17 protein-coding genes and 1 pseudogene are annotated in these 15,555 nt (G+C 72.8%); 9 read left to right on the forward strand and 9 right to left on the reverse strand.

Features of this window, described 5'->3' with window-relative positions; genetic code table 11:
• Positions 1-7: 7 nt before the first annotated feature.
• The 3 genes from efeB to ACIBA9_RS14840 are packed head-to-tail and all read left to right on the forward strand — an operon-like array spanning position 8 to position 3,095.
• Entirely contained in the window at positions 8-1,267 is a 1,260-nt protein-coding gene (gene efeB, locus ACIBA9_RS14830) for an iron uptake transporter deferrochelatase/peroxidase subunit (protein WP_399362933.1), read from the forward strand.
• Positions 1,268-1,270: 3 nt separating this feature from the next.
• Positions 1,271-2,143, forward strand: coding sequence for an iron uptake transporter permease EfeU (gene efeU, locus ACIBA9_RS14835; protein WP_399362935.1), 873 nt, complete (start codon positions 1,271-1,273; stop codon positions 2,141-2,143).
• Positions 2,103-3,095, forward strand: a complete 993-nt coding sequence (locus tag ACIBA9_RS14840) for a hypothetical protein (RefSeq protein WP_399362937.1) — start codon at positions 2,103-2,105, stop codon at positions 3,093-3,095. The genes efeU and ACIBA9_RS14840 overlap by 41 nt, the downstream gene beginning before the upstream one ends.
• Before the next feature lie 36 nt (positions 3,096-3,131).
• Here ACIBA9_RS14840 and ACIBA9_RS14845 read toward each other — a convergent pair whose 3' ends face one another.
• The 5 genes from ACIBA9_RS14845 to ACIBA9_RS14865 all read right to left on the reverse strand — a co-directional run bounded on the left by ACIBA9_RS14845 (position 3,132) and on the right by ACIBA9_RS14865 (position 8,127).
• The gene (locus ACIBA9_RS14845) at positions 3,132-3,866 is read right to left on the reverse strand and encodes a bifunctional DNA primase/polymerase (RefSeq protein ID WP_399362939.1); all 735 of its coding nucleotides are present in this window, start codon (positions 3,864-3,866) and stop codon (positions 3,132-3,134) included.
• Positions 3,867-3,993: 127 nt separating this feature from the next.
• Positions 3,994-4,608: a TetR/AcrR family transcriptional regulator gene (locus ACIBA9_RS14850; protein WP_362157250.1), complete on the reverse strand. Its 615-nt coding sequence runs from the start codon at positions 4,606-4,608 to the stop codon at positions 3,994-3,996.
• 31 nt (positions 4,609-4,639) lie between these two features.
• Positions 4,640-5,635 carry a small ribosomal subunit Rsm22 family protein gene (locus ACIBA9_RS14855; RefSeq protein WP_399362941.1) on the reverse strand — a complete coding sequence of 332 codons (996 nt, stop codon included), beginning with the start codon at positions 5,633-5,635 and terminating at the stop codon, positions 4,640-4,642.
• Between the two features lie 63 nt (positions 5,636-5,698).
• Positions 5,699-6,880 carry a serine hydrolase domain-containing protein gene (locus ACIBA9_RS14860; RefSeq protein ID WP_399362943.1) on the reverse strand — a complete coding sequence of 394 codons (1,182 nt, stop codon included), beginning with the start codon at positions 6,878-6,880 and terminating at the stop codon, positions 5,699-5,701.
• On the reverse strand, positions 6,820-8,127 hold the full coding sequence (locus tag ACIBA9_RS14865; protein ID WP_399362945.1) for a multidrug effflux MFS transporter: 1,308 nt from the start codon (positions 8,125-8,127) through the stop codon (positions 6,820-6,822). The genes ACIBA9_RS14860 and ACIBA9_RS14865 overlap by 61 nt, the downstream gene beginning before the upstream one ends.
• An 85-nt stretch (positions 8,128-8,212) precedes the next feature.
• Between ACIBA9_RS14865 and ACIBA9_RS14870 the strand changes: the two genes are divergently transcribed.
• Positions 8,213-9,241 carry a Gfo/Idh/MocA family protein gene (locus ACIBA9_RS14870; protein WP_399362947.1) on the forward strand — a complete coding sequence of 343 codons (1,029 nt, stop codon included), beginning with the start codon at positions 8,213-8,215 and terminating at the stop codon, positions 9,239-9,241.
• 59 nt (positions 9,242-9,300) lie between these two features.
• Positions 9,301-10,071 carry an SDR family oxidoreductase gene (locus ACIBA9_RS14875; protein WP_399362949.1) on the forward strand — a complete coding sequence of 257 codons (771 nt, stop codon included), beginning with the start codon at positions 9,301-9,303 and terminating at the stop codon, positions 10,069-10,071.
• A 230-nt stretch (positions 10,072-10,301) separates the two neighbouring features.
• Here the strand turns inward: ACIBA9_RS14875 and ACIBA9_RS14880 are convergent, their stop codons facing one another.
• Both ACIBA9_RS14880 and ACIBA9_RS14885 read right to left on the reverse strand, forming a co-directional pair.
• Positions 10,302-11,513: a D-alanyl-D-alanine carboxypeptidase family protein gene (locus ACIBA9_RS14880; RefSeq protein WP_399362951.1), complete on the reverse strand. Its 1,212-nt coding sequence runs from the start codon at positions 11,511-11,513 to the stop codon at positions 10,302-10,304.
• 189 nt (positions 11,514-11,702) lie between these two features.
• Positions 11,703-12,029, reverse strand: coding sequence for a nuclear transport factor 2 family protein (locus tag ACIBA9_RS14885; RefSeq protein WP_362157233.1), 327 nt, complete (start codon positions 12,027-12,029; stop codon positions 11,703-11,705).
• A gap of 126 nt (positions 12,030-12,155) precedes the next feature.
• Between ACIBA9_RS14885 and ACIBA9_RS14890 the strand changes: the two genes are divergently transcribed.
• On the forward strand, positions 12,156-12,719 hold the full coding sequence (locus ACIBA9_RS14890; RefSeq protein ID WP_399362953.1) for a DoxX family membrane protein: 564 nt from the start codon (positions 12,156-12,158) through the stop codon (positions 12,717-12,719).
• A gap of 37 nt (positions 12,720-12,756) precedes the next feature.
• Positions 12,757-13,104, forward strand: a complete 348-nt coding sequence (locus ACIBA9_RS14895) for a MazG-like family protein (protein ID WP_399362955.1) — start codon at positions 12,757-12,759, stop codon at positions 13,102-13,104.
• 313 nt (positions 13,105-13,417) lie between these two features.
• On the opposite strand, the pseudogene ACIBA9_RS14900 reads toward ACIBA9_RS14895, so the two are convergent.
• Positions 13,418-13,759: pseudogene (locus ACIBA9_RS14900) on the reverse strand (methyltransferase); the annotation flags it as partial.
• A 119-nt stretch (positions 13,760-13,878) separates the two neighbouring features.
• Here ACIBA9_RS14900 and ACIBA9_RS14905 point away from each other — a divergent pair.
• The gene (locus ACIBA9_RS14905) at positions 13,879-14,787 is read left to right on the forward strand and encodes a tetratricopeptide repeat protein (RefSeq protein WP_399362957.1); all 909 of its coding nucleotides are present in this window, start codon (positions 13,879-13,881) and stop codon (positions 14,785-14,787) included.
• Positions 14,784-15,305, forward strand: coding sequence for an NUDIX domain-containing protein (locus ACIBA9_RS14910; RefSeq protein ID WP_399362959.1), 522 nt, complete (start codon positions 14,784-14,786; stop codon positions 15,303-15,305). Before ACIBA9_RS14905 ends, ACIBA9_RS14910 begins: the two co-directional genes overlap by 4 nt.
• 49 nt (positions 15,306-15,354) lie before the next feature.
• Here ACIBA9_RS14910 and ACIBA9_RS14915 read toward each other — a convergent pair.
• The coding region (locus tag ACIBA9_RS14915; protein WP_399362961.1) for a hypothetical protein at positions 15,355-15,555 on the reverse strand (201 nt) is incomplete at its 5' end.

Below are 15,555 nucleotides of genomic sequence, written 5' to 3' on the forward strand. Positions count from 1 at the left end.
CAGGGCGATGAACGAGACGCAGGACGACCGGGGCACCGGCCCCTCGCGGCGGGCGCTCATCGGCTGGGGCGGTGCCGGGCTCGCGCTCGGTGCCGCGACGGCCGGCGGCGCGGTGGCGATGGCCCGGGCCGGTGACGACGTCGACCCGGCCGCCGCCGAGGCGGGCGGCGCGGTGGAGTTCCACGGGGCCCACCAGGCCGGCATCGCCACCCCGGTGCAGGACCGGCTGCACTTCGCCGCGTTCGACGTGAAGACCGACGACCGCGCCGCGTTCGTACAGCTGCTCAAGGACTGGACGGCGGCGGCGCGGAAGATGACCGCGGGCCACCCGGTCGGCGAGGGCGCCTACGGCGGGCTCGCCGAGGCCCCGCCGGACGACACCGGCGAGGCACTGGGCCTGAAGCCGTCCCGGCTGACCCTGACGATCGGGTTCGGACCGTCGCTCTTCGACAAGTTCGGCCTGAAGGACCAGCGGCCGGCCGCCCTGGCCGACCTGCCGCCCTTCCCCGGCGACAACCTGGACAGGTCCCGCACCGGTGGCGATCTGTGTGTCCAGGCCTGCGCCGACGATCCGCAGGTCGCCGTGCACGCCATCCGCAACCTGGCCCGTATCGGCTTCGGCAAGGTCGCCATCCGCTGGTCGCAGCTGGGCTTCGGCAAGACCTCCTCGACCACCCCGGGCGCCCAGACCCCCCGCAACCTCATGGGGTTCAAGGACGGCACCCGCAACATCGCGGGCACCGAGACGGACCGCCTGGCGAAGTACGTGTGGGCCGGCGAAGGGGACGGCCCCGGCTGGATGACCGGCGGCTCCTATCTGGTCGCCCGCCGGATCCGGATGAACATCGAGACCTGGGACCGCGCCTCGCTGCAGGAGCAGGAGGACGTGTTCGGCCGGGACAAGCGCGAGGGCGCGCCGGTCGGCAAGGCCAAGGAGCACGACGCGCCGTTCCTGAAGGCGATGAAGCCGGACGCGCACGTGCGGCTGGCGCACCCGGACTCCAACGGCGGGATCACCATCCTGCGCCGCGGCTACTCCTTCACCGACGGCACCGACGGCCTCGGCCGGCTCGACGCCGGTCTGTTCTTCCTCGCCTACCAGCGGGACGTGCGCAAGGGGTTCATCCCCCTGCAGCGCAAGCTGTCGGCGCAGGACGCGCTCAACGAGTACATCCAGCACGTGGGTTCGGCGGTCTTCGCGGTGCCCCCCGGCGTCCGGGACTCCGGCGACTGGTGGGGCCGCACGCTGTTCTCGAAGGAGGCGTAGCCCGTGTTCTCCAACTACCTGATCGGCCTGCGTGAGGGACTGGAGGCGTCGCTCGTCGTCTGCATCCTGATCGCCTACCTGGTCAAGACCGGCCGCAGGGACGCCCTGAAGCCGATCTGGATCGGTATCGCCATCGCGATCGCCATCGCGATGGGTTTCGGCTGCGCCCTCGAATTCGGCTCGCAGGAGATGACGTTCCAGGCGCAGGAGGCGCTCGGCGGCTCGCTGTCCATCCTCGCCGTCGGCCTGGTGACCTGGATGGTGTTCTGGATGCGGCGCACCGCCCGGCACCTGAAGGCGGAGCTGCACGGCAGGCTGGACGCGGCCCTCGCCCTGGGCACCGGCGCCCTGGTCGCCACCGCGTTCCTGGCCGTGGGCCGGGAGGGTCTGGAGACCGCGCTGTTCGTGTGGGCGTCGGTGCACGCGGCGAGCGACGGCACCCCGCGCCCGCTGATCGGCGTCGCGCTGGGCCTGCTCACGGCGGTGTTCCTCGGCTGGCTGTTCTACCGGGGCGCCCTGAAGATCAACCTGGCGAAGTTCTTCACCTGGACCGGCGGCATGCTGGTCGTGGTCGCGGCGGGCGTGCTGGCGTACGGCTTCCACGACCTGCAGGAGGCCGGCTGGGTCCCGGGCCTGACGCGGCTGGCCTTCGACATCAGCGACACGATCGAGCCGGACAGCTGGTACGGCACCCTGCTGAAGGGCGTGTTCAACTTCCAGCCCGACCCGACGGTCCTCCAGGTCACGGTGTGGCTGCTGTACCTGATCCCGACGCTCACGATCTTCCTCGCCCCGGTAGGGTTCGCCTCCGGAAAGGGGAAGGTGAAGGAGCCCGATGACCAGGGAACGCAGCCGTCGACGGCTTCGCAGGCGTGACCGTAACGCACTCATAGCGGCCTCGCTGACCGCTTTGTCGCTGACCGCGAGCGGCTGTGTGGTGGTGCACGGGGAGCGGGTGCGTCTCCCGGCCGCCACCCGGGCGGAGGCGGCCAGGGCGCTCACCGCGTTCACCGACGCCTACAACAAGGCCGACAAGGCCTACGACAGCTCCCTGGACGCCCCCTACGTCACCGGCGCCCTCGCCGACATCGACTCCGCGCGGCTGCGGGCGGGCCACGTCAACAGCCCCTCGGGCAACGCCCGTCACACGCCGCTGAAGCTGACGGACGCGAAGTTCACCATCCCGAAGAAGGCCGGCTGGCCCCGCTGGTTCGTCGCCGACGCCCGGGGCAACAAGGGCGGCGACTTCCGGTGGCTGCTGGTGTTCACCCGGGGCGGCCTCGGCGAGCGCTGGCAGGTGGCGTATCTGACCCTCATGGCGCCCGGCGCCGTGCCCCGCTTCCGGACGGACGCGGACGGCTGGGCCGAGGCCGCGCCGGCCGACTCGCCGGGACTGGCCGTGCCGCCACAGGAGCTCAGCGAGCGGTACACGGCCTATCTGAAGAGCGGCGGCAAGGACTTCGCGGACGGCCCGAGCACCAGCGGGCTGCGCGCCGACCGCGCGAAGGCGGCGAGGAAGCCGGGCCTGGTCCGGCAGTTCATCGACGAGCCGGTCGTCCACGGCGACTACGCGCCGCTGGCGCTGCGCACGGCGGACGGCGGGGCGCTGGTGTTCTTCGCCACGCACCACTTCGAGAAGCGGACCGCGGCCGCGGGCACCTCGGTACCGGTCGCGAACAAGGACGTGCGGGCCCTGACCAAGGGCGAGGTGAAGCAGTCCCTGACGCTGGAGTCGATGGCCAACGAGGCCGCCCTCGACCCGGCCGGCAGCGGTGCGGTGCGGATACTGGGACGGCTGGGGGGACTGACCTCCGCGCAGGGCGAGTGACCGGCCGCCGCGAACGCGCGACCCGCTCGCGCCCGTTCAGTGGCGCAGCGGCCAGGACCCGCCCGGGTTCTGGGAGTCGGAGCCGACGTGCCGGGCGCAGGCGTCGGTGAGCGTCTCCAGCAGGGTCAGCGGGTCCGGCAGCGAATGCTCCGGGCCGCGCACCCAGCGCACCCGCCGGTCGTCGCCGGGCAGCCGGGCGGGCGGTACGAGGACGTAGGAGCCCCGGCAGTGCCAGCGCAGACCGGGGTGTTCGTCCATGGTCTCGGGGTGGCAGTCCAGTTCGCACGGCCACCACTCGTCCTCGTCCTCGGGAGTGCCCCGGGTGAGGGTGAAGAACAGCATGCGGCCGTCGTCGCTGCCGGCGACCGGTCCGACCTCGACACCGGCGCCGAGGAGCCGTTCCAGTGCCTCGCGGCCGGCTTCCAGCGGCACGTCCAGGACGTCGTGGGTCACGCCGGTGGAGGTGATGAAGTTGGCCTGCGGCTGGTGCCGGGCCCAGCGCTCGATCTGGGCGTGGTCCGTCGTGGACTGCGTCTGCCAGGCGAACGAGACCGGGTGCCGGGCCGGGGTGGGGCAGCCGACGCGGTCGCAGGAGCAGCGGTAGCCGGGAGCGGGGTGCGCGGCGGGGGCCAACGGCAGGCCCGCGTCGGCGGCGGCGAGCAGCAGGGCCTCCCGGCCGCTGTCGTCGACGGCCTCCTTCGCGCGGCGTCCGAGCAGCCACTGGGAGAGTTTGCCCTGCCGGCCGGGGCGGCCGCCGAACGTCGCGCTCATCTATCCCCTTCGGTTCGCTGGTCGCCTCGCTGGTGTGCGGACAGCATGCCCTATCGTCCCATCTTCATCTGCTTCGGGGGGTCCGGGGGCGGAAGCGGCGGAAGCGGTGGCGGCACGGCGCGCAGGGTCAGCGGGGGGCGATTCCGTGCAGGGCGTAGTCGACGAGGGTGTCCGTGTAGTCGTACGAGATCGGGCCCGTGCGCTGCAGCCACCGCTGGGCGAGCGGTGAGACGAACAGCTCCAGTGCGATACGGGGGTCGACGTCGGCGCGTACGCCTCCGGCGTCCCGGGCGGCGCGCAGCCGGTCGACGTACAGCTGGAGCTGGGGTTCGAGGAGCCGGGCGACGTACTCCCGGCCGAGCTGCTCGTTGACCAGTCCCTCGGCGGCCAGCGCCCGCGCCGGTGCCGCGAAGCGGGGGTCCACGAGTTCGTCCACCGTGGCCCGCAGCACCGCCTTGAGGTCGGCGGCCAGGTCACCGGTGTCCGGGATGGCGTACGTGTCCTGCCCCGCCGCCCGGGCCGCCTGCTCGCCGAGGTCCAGGAAGGCCTCCAGCAGGACGTCCGCCTTGGCCGGCCACCAGCGGTAGATGGTCTGCTTGCCGACCCCGGCCCGGGCGGCGATGGCCTCGACGGTGGTCTTCGGGTAGCCGACCTCGCCGACCAGGGAGAGGGCGGCGGCGTAGATCGCCCGCCGGGACTTCTCGCTGCGGCGGGTGGCGTCGGGGGCGGGCTTGTCGACCATGGGGTCGAAAGTAACAAGGAGCCGGGCCGGGCTACGACACGGTGTCGTGTGGAGGCCAGGCGTCGCCCCAGTCGGCGTCCCGGGCCGTCTTGTACAGCTCGCCGTGGCGCTTGGTGACGGTCGTGCGGCGCAGCTGTTCGTCGGCCTCGCACAGGTCGAGCAGCACCTGTCCCTTGCGGATCTGGGGACGCCGGACCACCCGGGCGGGGGCCGGTTCGGCGGGCAGCCGGGTCGCGGCGACGTAGGAGAACTTCTCGTCCTCGTACGCCAGCGAGCCGCCCTTGATCTGGCGGTGCAGGGAGGAGCGGCCGACCCGGGCGGAGAAGTGGCACCAGTCCTGGCCGGGCACGATGGGGCAGGCGGCGCTGTGCGGGCAGGGTGCGGCGACATGGAACCCGGCCCCGATCAGCCGGTCGCGGGCCTCGATGACCCGGGCGTACCCGGCGGGTGTGCCCGCCTCCACGATGACCACGGCTTGCGCGGCGCCGGCGGCGGCGTCGACGAGGGCGGCTCGGTCGGTCTCGCGGAGTTCGTTGAGGACGTAGGACACCGTCACCAGGTCGGTGCTCTCCAGGGTGAGGCCGGCGCCGATCCGGTCGCGCTGCCAGCGGGCGTCCGCGAGGGCCGGGGTGGCGGCGGCGATCTCCCGGCCGATGGCGAGCGCCGGCTCGGCCCAGTCGAGCACCGTCACCGGCCGGGTGCCGTCCCAGGTGGCGGCCACGGCCCAGGTGGCGGCGCCGGTGCCGCCGCCGACGTCCACATGGCTGCCGGGCGCCCAGCCGGGCACCGCGTCCGCGAACGCGGCGAGCGCCGAACGGACGGCCGCGAACGTGGCCGGCATCCGGTAGGCGGCGTACGCGGCCACGTCGGCGCGGTCGCGCAGGATCGGCGCGTCGGTGGGGGTGGCTCCGCGATAGGCGGCGATCAGCCGGTCCACGGCCCGGGTCACCGCCGTGGGAGGCAGACCGTCCAGCAGCTCGGCGAGACGTCGGCGGAGAGCTTCGGCCGGGGGTACGGGGTCGTTCACCCACCGATTCTACGGCCCCCGCCGGCGCCCCCGACCGCCCCGTCCACGGCCGGAGGGTGCCGGTCAGATCACCGCTCGGGACAGGTGGGTGCCCAGCGTCGCCCGCGGCCGGTCGTCCGGCGGGCGGCGTCGGGGGTGGACCGTGTTGGCCAGCAGGACGAGGAAGGTGTCCGTCGCCGGGTCCAGGACCAGGGAGGTGCCGGTGAAACCGGTGTGGCCCGCCGCGCCACGGCCCGCCAGCTCCCCCATGAACGCGGGCCGGTCCAGGACGAAGCCCAGCCCCGGCGGGGTGAACAGCAGATCGACGAAGTCGGGTCCGAGGATGCGCGCGGGACCGTAGGAGCCGCCCGCGAGCAGCGCCCGGCAGAAGACCGCCAGGTCGCGCGCGGTGGAGAACAGACCCGCGTGCCCGGCGACCCCGCCGAGCGCCCAGGCGTTCTCGTCGTGCACCACGCCCCGCAGCATGCCCCGGTGGGCCTTGGCCCAGGGGCGCCGCTGGTCCTCGGTGGCCGCCGCGCCCGGGCAGGGGCCGAAGGCGGTGGCGGTCATGCCGAGCGGCCGGGTGATGCCCTCGTGCACGAGGACGTCCAGGGTGCGGCCGGTGATCCGCTCCAGCACGTGCTGCAAGAGGAGCATGTTCAGGTCCGAGTACCGGTACGCGCCCGGCGCCGAGACCGGTGCCTCCGCCCGCAGCAGGGCCAGTGCGGCCCTGTCGTCCGGGCAGTCGTACAGGGGGAGTCCGGGGCGCAGCCCGGAGGTGTGGGTGAGCAGCTGTCGTACGGTGACGCCGTGGGCGGCCGCGGCCCGGAACTCCGGCAGCCAGTCGCCGATCCGGGCGTCCATGCCGAGGGTGCCGCGCTCGATCTGCTGCACGGCGGCGACGGACGTGAACAGCTTGGTGAGGGAGGCCAGGTCGAAGGGCGTGTCGACGGTGGCCGGGACCCGGGCGGCGGCCGGCAGTTCGACGCCGGTGTCGGTCTCGGGGTCGTAGGAGGCGTAGCGCACCGCCCAGCCCGAGGCCTCGGCCACGGCGATCACCGGGCCGCGCCCGGCCAGCACGACCGCGCCGGCCGCCCAGGGGCGTGCTCCGGCGGTCAGGTCGTACGCCGCGGCGGCCAGCCGGCCGAGTTCCACGGGGTCGAGCCCGGCCCGCTCCGGTGTGTCGGCGCGCAGTCTCGGTGCGCTCAGTTCTCGTCTCCCTCCGACCCCGCACGCGTGTTCCCGCGCGTGTTCCAGGGACGGCACATTCCCACGAAGCAGGCCGCCGCGACCAGTGCTCCCGAAAGCTGGACGACGGCCATGGGTACGGCGGTGTCCTCGCCGGCGATGCCGACGAGCGGGGAGGCGACCGCTCCGACGAGGAAGGAGGAGGTGCCGAGCAGCGCGGAGGCGGAGCCGGCGGAGTGCCGGACGCGCAGCAGGGCGAGGGACTGGGCGTTGGGCAGGGTGATGCCCATCGAGGACATCAGGACGAAGAGCGCGGCGGCGACCGGGGCGAGGCCGGGCTCGCCGAAGACGCCGGTGGACATCAGCAGCAGGGCGGTCGCCGCGAGCACGATCACCGTCAGGCCGGTGGCGAGCACCTTGTCCAGGCTGACCCGGCCGACCAGCACCTTGCCGTTGATCTGCCCGGCGACGACCAGGCCGACGGAGTTGAGCCCGAACAGCAGGCTGAAGGTCTGCGGGGAGGCGCCGTAGATCTCCTGGACGACGAAGGGCGAGGCGGAGACGTAGGCGAACAGCGCGGCGAACGCGAAGCCGCCGGCGAGCATGTATCCGGTGAAGGGCAGGTCGGCGAGGAGGCCGCGCATGGCGCGCAGGGTCTCGCGCACGCCGCCGCTGTGCCGTCCGGCGGGGGGCAGCGTCTCCGGCAGCCGGACCCAGACCAGGGCGGTCAGCGCGGCGCCGACGACCGTGAGCACCACGAACACCCCGCGCCAGTCCGTCACCCGCAGGATCTGCCCGCCGACGAGTGGCGCCACGATGGGCGCGGCGCCGGATATCAGCATCAGCGTGGAGAAGAAGCGGGCCATGGCGACCCCGTCGTACAGGTCGCGTACGACGGCCCGGGCGATGACGACGCCGGCCGCGCCCGCGAGGCCCTGGACGAGCCGGAAGGCGATCAGCGCCTCGACGGTGGGCGCGAGGGCGCACAGGGCGGTGGCGGCGAGGTAGACGGCGAGGCCGGTGAGCAGCGGGCGGCGGCGGCCCCAGCGGTCGCTGAGGGGGCCCACCACGAGTTGGCCGAGCGCCAGGCCGGCCATGCAGGCGGTGAGGGTGAGCTGGACGGTGACGGCGGGGGCGTCCAGCGACCGGGTGACCTGCGGCAGGGACGGGAGGTACATGTCCATGGCCAGCGGGGTGGTCGCGGTGAGGCAGCCGAGCAGGAAGGTGACGAGGGCTCCGGTGCCGTGCGGTGGCCGGGCCGCCGGTGGCCTGGAGGGGGAGGTGTGTGCCGTCTCCGGTGTCGGTGCCGCCGCGTGCTCGGACATGTGCCCCTCCCTCTGTTGCTGAACCGAACCTATGCTCTCAGCTCGTACATGCTGCCGAGGCACACACGAGCGAAGGCGGGGCGGGATGGCGGAGCGGAGCGTGCGGTGGGGGATCCTGGCGACGGGCGGGATCGCGGCGGCGTTCGCGGCGGACCTGGTGGATCTGCCGGACGCGCGGATCGTCGCGGTGGCCTCGCGCCGGCCGGAGTCGGCGGCGGCGTTCGCGGAGCGGTTCGGGGCGGAGCGGGCCTACGGCGACTGGGAGTCGCTGGCGGCGGACGCCGAGGTGGACGTGGTGTACGTCGCCACCCCGCACTCGGCGCACCGGGCGGCGGCCGGGCTGTGCCTGGCGGCGGGGCGGAACGTGCTGTGCGAGAAGGCGTTCACGCTCAACGCCCGTGAGGCCGGGGAACTGGTGGCCCTGGCGAAGGAGCACGACCGCTTCCTGATGGAGGCGATGTGGATGTACTGCAACCCGCTGATCCGGCGGCTGAAGGCGCTGGTCGAGGACGGTGCGATCGGCGAGGTGCGGACCGTGCAGGCCGACTTCGGGCTGGCCGGCCCCTTCCCGGCGGCGCACCGGCTGCGGGACCCGGCGCTGGGCGGCGGCGCGCTGCTGGACCTCGGGGTGTATCCGGTGTCCTTCGCGCAGTTGCTGCTGGGTGAGCCGGACGGGGTCGCGGCGCGTTCGGTGCTCTCGCCGGAGGGCGTCGACCTCCAGACGGGCGCGCTGCTGTCCTGGGACGGCGGGGCCCTGGCCACGCTGCACTGTTCGATCGCCGGCGGTACGGCGGTCACGGCGTCGGTGACCGGTTCGCGGGGCCGGATCGACGTCCCGTCCGGCTTCTTCCACCCGGACCGGTTCGTGCTGCACCGCGACGGCCGCGAGCCGGAGGAGTTCGCCGCCGATCCGGCCGACGGTCCGCGCACCAGCCTGCGGCACGAGGCCGTCGAGGTGATGCGGGCCCTGCGGGCGGGCGAGACCGAGTCCCCGCTCGTGCCGTTGGAGGGCACCCTGGCGGTGATGCGGACGCTGGACGCGATCCGCGACCGCGCCGGTGTCCGCTACCCCGGCGAGGCGGATGCGGCGCCCGCAGGTTTGGCGCGTACATAACAGTCACATGATGGATGAATGAGTCCCGGATGATGGACCCTCCCGTACCCTGCGGATCCATGAACGCCAAGCTAACTGCCAAGGATTCGAAGGTCGCGGTGGTCACCGGCGCGGGTTCCGGCATCGGGCGGGCCGTCGCCGTGGAACTGCTGCGCGGCGGCTGGTCGGTGGCGCTGGCCGGCCGGCGCACCGGGACGCTGGAGGAGACGGCGGCCCTGGAGCCGCGGGGCGCCGCGCTCGCCGTACGCGCCGACGTCTCCCGGCCCGAGGACGTCGAGGCACTGTTCGCGGCGACCGCGGAGCGCTTCGGCCGGGTGGACCTGCTGTTCAACAACGCGGGCACGTTCGGCCCCGGCGGGGTGCCGGTGGAGGACCTGTCCTACGACGCCTGGCGGCACGTGGTGGACACCAATCTCAACGGGGCGTTCCTGTGCGCGCAGGCGGCGTACCGGAGGATGAAGGAGCAGGCCCCGCAGGGGGGCCGGATCATCAACAACGGCTCGATCTCCGCCCACACGCCCCGCCCCCACTCGGTCGCCTACACCGCGACCAAGCACGCGCTGACCGGCCTGACCAAGTCGCTGTCGCTGGACGGGCGGCCGTACGGCATCGCGGTCGGACAGATCGACATCGGCAACGCGGCCACGGACATGACGGCCCGGATGCAGACCGGAGCGCTCCAGGCGAACGGGGAGGTGGCCCCCGAACCGGTGATGGACGTGGCCGACGTGGCGCGCACCGTGCGACACATGGCCGAACTGCCGCTGGAGGCGAACGTCCAGTTCGCGACCGTCCTCGCGACGGCCATGCCGTACGTCGGGCGGGGTTGAACCCACCTACACAAACGGAATGCCGTCACCCCTGTCCTTGCGGCCCGTCGAGCACATATGCTCAACTTTCCTCCACGATAGCTTCACAGTTGGAGCATGGAGGTTCCGTAGCCATACCGAGGGGGGAGCGACGGCCGTTCCACCGGACCGGAGTTGGGGGTGGACCTCGCGGGACGCGAGGTACGCACCGGTCGGTGGAACGGCCGACGCACACGGCGGATCGGGCCGACTCAGCGCTTCCTGCGCCGGCCGCCCTTCGCCCGGACGTCACGCGCCGCCGGCTCCGACACGTCCCGGCCCGCCGAGGCCACCGTCCGCGCACGCCGCCGGTGCAGCGCCCAGGCCCCGGCGCCCAGCAGAGCGAACGTCCCGGCCGCGCCCTCCGCGAGATGCCACGGCGAGTCCTTCGCGGACGCCTGCCCGGAGGCGGTGGCCGTCGACCCGGGCGCCTTCCGCGCCGGCGGGCCTGGGCGAGCGCCGCCCTCGCTGAGCGGATCGACGAGCAGCCCCACGGCGCGCGCCGAACCCCCCTGCCCGAAGCCCCAGTCGAGCAGTGCGGCGGCCTGCTCGTAGACGGCGTTGCTGCCGGCGGCCGGATGCATGACGGTGACCAGCAGGGTGCGCCCGCCGCGCACGGCCGCTCCGGTGAAGGTGTTGCCGGCGTGGCTGGTGTAGCCGTTCTTGACGCCGATGAGACCGTCGTACGTGCCGAGGCCCCACGCCCCCGTCAGCAGGCGGTCGGTGTTCTGGATCTGGAAGGTCTTCTTGCCGCCCGCCGGGAAGTCGGCGGTCCTGGTGCCGCAGTAGCCGCGGAAGTCGGCGTCCCTCAGACCGTGCCGGGCGAAGAGGGTCAGGTCGTACGCCGAGGAGATCTGCCCGTTGTGGTCGAAGCCGTCGGGGCTCACCACATGGGTGTCCAGCGCCTGCAGGTCCTCGGCCCTGGCCTGCATCTCGGCGACGGTCTTCGCCACCCCGCCGTTCATGTGGGCGAGCACGTGCACGGCGTCGTTGCCCGAGCGCAGGAACACGCCCTGCCACAACTGCTCCACGGTGTAGGTGATGCCGGGCTTGATACCCACGAGGCTGGAGCCGGCCGGGATGTCGGCGAGATCGGCGTCGGTCACCCGGTACCGCGCGGTGCGGTCGAACTTCTTCAGCAAGGTGTCCGCGAACAGCATCTTCAACGTGGACGCCGGCGCCAGCCGCCCGTGCGCGTTGAACGACGCCAGCACCTCTCCGGTCGCCCAGTCGGCGACCAGCCAGGAACGGGCGGTGAGTCTCTTGGGCACACCGGTGGCACCGCGCACCTGAACACCGTGCCGGGCCAGACGTTCGCCCCCGATGACCGTCACCGCGGACGCATCGGTGGCCGTGGACAGGGGAAGGGCGGCGGCCGTCAGCCCGAGGGCGGCACGCCGGCTGATCCGGGAACTTTCACGCACCCGGGGACCGTACACCGCGCCGAGCAGGGCTTTCCCGATCGCAGGGCGTCGGGGCGCGGAATTTGCCGCGACATGTAAATCCGATGGATCAAGGAACAGCAGGCGGGGTGGGCAGGGGCCCGGAGGGCTGGCGCTCGGGGGGCGGCGGCGAGGCGGGCGGCCCCGAAGGCCGGCGAGGCGGTCCGAGAGTCACGCCTGACCGGTCTCGAAGCGGGAGATGCGGCCGTCGTCCTCGACCGTGAAGGTCCACTTGGTGCGCATCTCGCCCCAGGTGTCGTTGCGGTAGCGGGCGAGGAGGGTGCGGCCGCCGTCGGACTCGTTGTCGACCTCCAGGTGACCGTGGGACGAGAAGATCTCCCGGTCGATCCAGTCGGCGAGGTCGCGGTCGGAGCCGTCGTCGGCCATGGAGGCCCCGGGGGCCAGGAGGGCCATGAAGCCCTCGCGGTCGTGCGAGTTGACGGCGTTCACGAAGGCCCGGACGGCCGGCTCGCTGAGCTTGGCTGGCTGAATCGTCATGGCGTCAGGCTCACATCGGTGCGGGTGCCCCGCCACCCGAACGCCATCCAGGACGGGCCCGGTGGTGTGCGGGGTGCGACGGTGGACGGGGGAGGGACCTGTCCGGCCGTCTGCATGGGAGTCACCGTGACCTGTTACGACCGACGTGATCTGGGCCTGCTGCTGCTCCGGCTGGGAACGGGCGGGGTGTTGGCGGCGCACGGCACGCAGAAGCTGTTCGGCTGGTTCGGCGGCCACGGCCTGGAGGGGACGGGCCAGTTCATGGAGTCCGTCGGTTACGCGCCCGGCAAGGTCAGCGCCACCGCGGCGGGCCTGGCGGAGGCGGGCGGCGGCGCCCTGCTGGCGCTGGGCCTGGCGACCCCGGCAGCGGGCGCGGCGGCGGCCGGGGCGATGGCGGGGGCGGCGGCGGTCCACCTGCCCAACGGCTTCTTCGCCCAGGAGGGCGGCTACGAGTACGCGGCGACCCTGGGCCTGGCCGCGGCCGGACTCGCCGTCACCGGGCCGGGCCGCCTCTCCCTGGATCACGCCCTCGGCCATGTCGTCGACCGCGGCTGGATGGTGCCGGTGGCCCTCGGCGTCACGGCGGCGGCCACGGCGTTGATCGTGGGGGCGCGCGGCAGGCGGGTGCGCAGGCAGGCGGCGGGCGAGCAGGAGGCGTTGTTCGAGGAGTTCGAGGGGTTCGAGGAGTAGGACCGCTCGGCTGCGACGGCGTGGCAGTCTGCGGGGCATGAGCGATCAGCACACCCCCGTCTCCCCCGCCGACCTCTGGCCGACCATCGAGGAACTCTCGGACCGGCTGGCGGCGTCCGCGGTCCACACCGGCACCGAGGGCGTGCTCCTGCGCGTGCTGAAACTGTCGGAGGAGGTCGGCGAGGTCGCCGAGGCGATCATCGGCACCACCGGCCAGAACCCCCGCAAGGGCGTCACCCACACCTGGGAGGACGTCCAGGCGGAACTGTGCGACGTGGCGATCACGGCACTGGTGGCCCTGCGAGCGCTGACCCCCCGGGCACGAGAGGTCTTCGAAGGACACCTGAGCGGAGTCCGCGACCGCCCGCTGGGGCCTTCGGCGTGAGGGGGGCGGGGGGCGGCCGGGGTGGTTCCGTCACCGGAAGGCCCCCGTCGGCGGACGGTGAAGGGCCTCCGACCCGGGTCGGAGGCCCTTTCCCAGGCTCAGTGGCCCTTTCCCAGGCTCAGTGGCAGTCGGCGGCAGACGAGCCGGGCTGTACGCCGGGGAGAGTCACCACGTCGCTATGACCTGCACAAACGTCCATGAAGGGAGCTTTTGATGGCTACCTTGTTGGCTACGTAACGGGTGGCCCAGCCCCGGTGCCGTCCGGACGGCACCCGCCCCCAGCTTGGTGACGGACGCTCTTGTGATGGGTAGGTCAGACCGGCAGGTTCCAGGAAGGACCGTCGGGTGTTCCGAGCCACACGCGTTGGGTGCCGTCCAAGTCCACGGTCAGGCTGAGGTCCGAGTGTGGGGGTGAGCCCGCGTCCTGCCAGATGGTGAGAGCGTCTTCCACCTGATCCCGGAGGCGAAGAGGGCCGTGCTGGTGCACGGTCCAGCCGTCTCCGACCGGTTCGGTCCACGCCTGTGACCCGGTGGCGACGTCCACGAGGATCACGCCCGTGCCGGTGGTCATGAGTTCGGCGGACGGTGCGGCGAGCTGAGCGAGGAACTGCCCGGTCCAGTCTTCCAGGAGTGCGGGGTTCACGCGGGTGGGGCGCCTTCCACATCCCCGGCCATCTGCTGGGGCTGGCTCGACGCTCGTGGGAACCCGCGCCGGCGACCGCCGAGCACGAGCGGACGGACCGGCCGCCGCCGGACGGTGACGACCTGGTGGCAATGGACCATTTCCGCCGCGCTGACCGGCAGACCGGCGGCGGCAGGTTGTACGGGGCTGTCATCCGGCACCTGTCGGACCGGGTGGCGCCCCGGCTGGTCGACATCGGCAGCGGTCCGCAGGTGTTCGCCGCCGCAGCCGCGCTGACCGAGATGGCGGGCTGGATGGCTCACGACTCCGGTCATGATGACCGCGCGGCCCAGCACTTCGCCCGCGCTCTCCCCCTGGCCCACACCTCTGGTGACCTCCCGTTGGCCGCGCACGTCGCTGCGAGCAGCAGCCACCTTGCCCTTGAGACCAGGGATGCGGCCAGGGCGGTCGGCTGGGCGCGGACCGGGCTCGAACTGGCCGTGCAGGGACCTCGGATTCCCGCGCTGACAGCGCGGCTGCACACCATGCAGGCGCGTGCGCTGGCGGTCGCGTCTCAGCGCACTCCGGCCGCCCACGCGCTGGAGGCCGCGCACCGCGACCTGGAGGCTTCGCCCGCTGCTGATCACCCGTGGCTGAGCCCGTTCGACACCGCCGCGCTAGCCAGCGAGTCAGCTCTGATCCTGCGTGACCTGGAGCAGTACGACGAGGCGCTGTCGCACGCCGAACAAGCTGTTGCGCTGCGCGAGGCGGGGCGGGCGCGGTCCCTGGCTCTCAGCCGGATCAGCCTGGTGGACATCCACGTGCGGCGGGGTGACCTGGACGCCGCAGTGAGCGTCGGCCACGACCTGCTCAGTACGAGCCCGCCCCTCGGTTCGGTCCGGGTGGTGCAGCAGCTTGACGGGCTGCGCCGGCTGCTGGAGCCGCACCGGGGGTATCGGCCGGTCAGGGAGTACCTGGCGCGGTTCGATGATGCACGCCGCGCCAGAATGCTCCTGCTGGCCGATCTGATCCCGCCGTCCTCGGGAGGCACCACCACATGAGGCCCACTGCACCCGATCCCGCCGACACCGACGCGTGGAATGCGTACCTCGCGGAGGGCAACGCCAAGCAGGCCCGCAAGCGCGTGGCGGCCGATGTGCTGCTGCGGGACCCGCACGGCCGTGTGCTCCTGGTGAACCCCACCTACAAACCGGGCTGGGATCTGCCCGGCGGGATGGCGGAGGCCAATGAGCCGCCGGAGGACACTGCACGCCGTGAGCTGATGGAGGAACTCGGCATACGGCTCACGCTGCTCGGGCTGCTGGTGGTGGACTGGGTGGCCCCGCACGGTCCCTGGGACGATCAGCTCGCCTTCATCTTCGACGGCGGCACCCTGGACGAGGAACAGGCCGACCGGCTACGGCCACGAGACGACGAGCTGTCCGAAGCCGCCTTCGTCATGGCCGCCGAAGCCGCCGGTCGCCTCCGGGACCGCACCCGGCGCCGGTTCGAGCACGCTCTGAAGGCACTGGACGCGGGACGACCACTGTACCTTCGCGACGGCGCGCCCCTCATATGACAGTGCGTGTCGCCCAGCTCTGAATCCCAAGGCACGGCTGCTTTCACAGCTACGTAAAAGTAGCCGCGCGATCCCGTTCGAACCGGTGCGGACCGCGCCCCAGCGAGGCCCGCGAATACTCGAAAAGGGCCAGCGCGAGGTGTGTCCTGCCCGTTCCGCCCGTTATCGCCGGTTCGTTCGCGATCTGAGCATGTTTTTGCAGCTCAGGATGGTTCTTCGATCGATGTGACGTGGTCAGCAGGGGCCGATG

The organism is Streptomyces sp. NPDC051452 (assembly GCF_044454765.1).
GTDB lineage: Bacteria > Actinomycetota > Actinomycetes > Streptomycetales > Streptomycetaceae > Streptomyces.

Coding starts and splice junctions, on each gene's coding strand:
- efeB (WP_399362933.1), top strand. CDS start 8: ATGAACGAGACGCAGGACGACCGGGGCACCGGCCCCTCGCGGCGGGCG.
- ACIBA9_RS14840 (WP_399362937.1), top strand. CDS start 2,103: ATGACCAGGGAACGCAGCCGTCGACGGCTTCGCAGGCGTGACCGTAAC.
- ACIBA9_RS14845 (WP_399362939.1), bottom strand. CDS start 3,866: ATGAGCGCGACGTTCGGCGGCCGCCCCGGCCGGCAGGGCAAACTCTCC.
- ACIBA9_RS14850 (WP_362157250.1), bottom strand. CDS start 4,608: ATGGTCGACAAGCCCGCCCCCGACGCCACCCGCCGCAGCGAGAAGTCC.
- ACIBA9_RS14865 (WP_399362945.1), bottom strand. CDS start 8,127: ATGTCCGAGCACGCGGCGGCACCGACACCGGAGACGGCACACACCTCC.
- ACIBA9_RS14870 (WP_399362947.1), top strand. CDS start 8,213: ATGGCGGAGCGGAGCGTGCGGTGGGGGATCCTGGCGACGGGCGGGATC.
- ACIBA9_RS14875 (WP_399362949.1), top strand. CDS start 9,301: ATGAACGCCAAGCTAACTGCCAAGGATTCGAAGGTCGCGGTGGTCACC.
- ACIBA9_RS14885 (WP_362157233.1), bottom strand. CDS start 12,029: ATGACGATTCAGCCAGCCAAGCTCAGCGAGCCGGCCGTCCGGGCCTTC.
- ACIBA9_RS14895 (WP_399362955.1), top strand. CDS start 12,757: ATGAGCGATCAGCACACCCCCGTCTCCCCCGCCGACCTCTGGCCGACC.
- ACIBA9_RS14905 (WP_399362957.1), top strand. CDS start 13,879: ATGGACCATTTCCGCCGCGCTGACCGGCAGACCGGCGGCGGCAGGTTG.
- ACIBA9_RS14910 (WP_399362959.1), top strand. CDS start 14,784: ATGAGGCCCACTGCACCCGATCCCGCCGACACCGACGCGTGGAATGCG.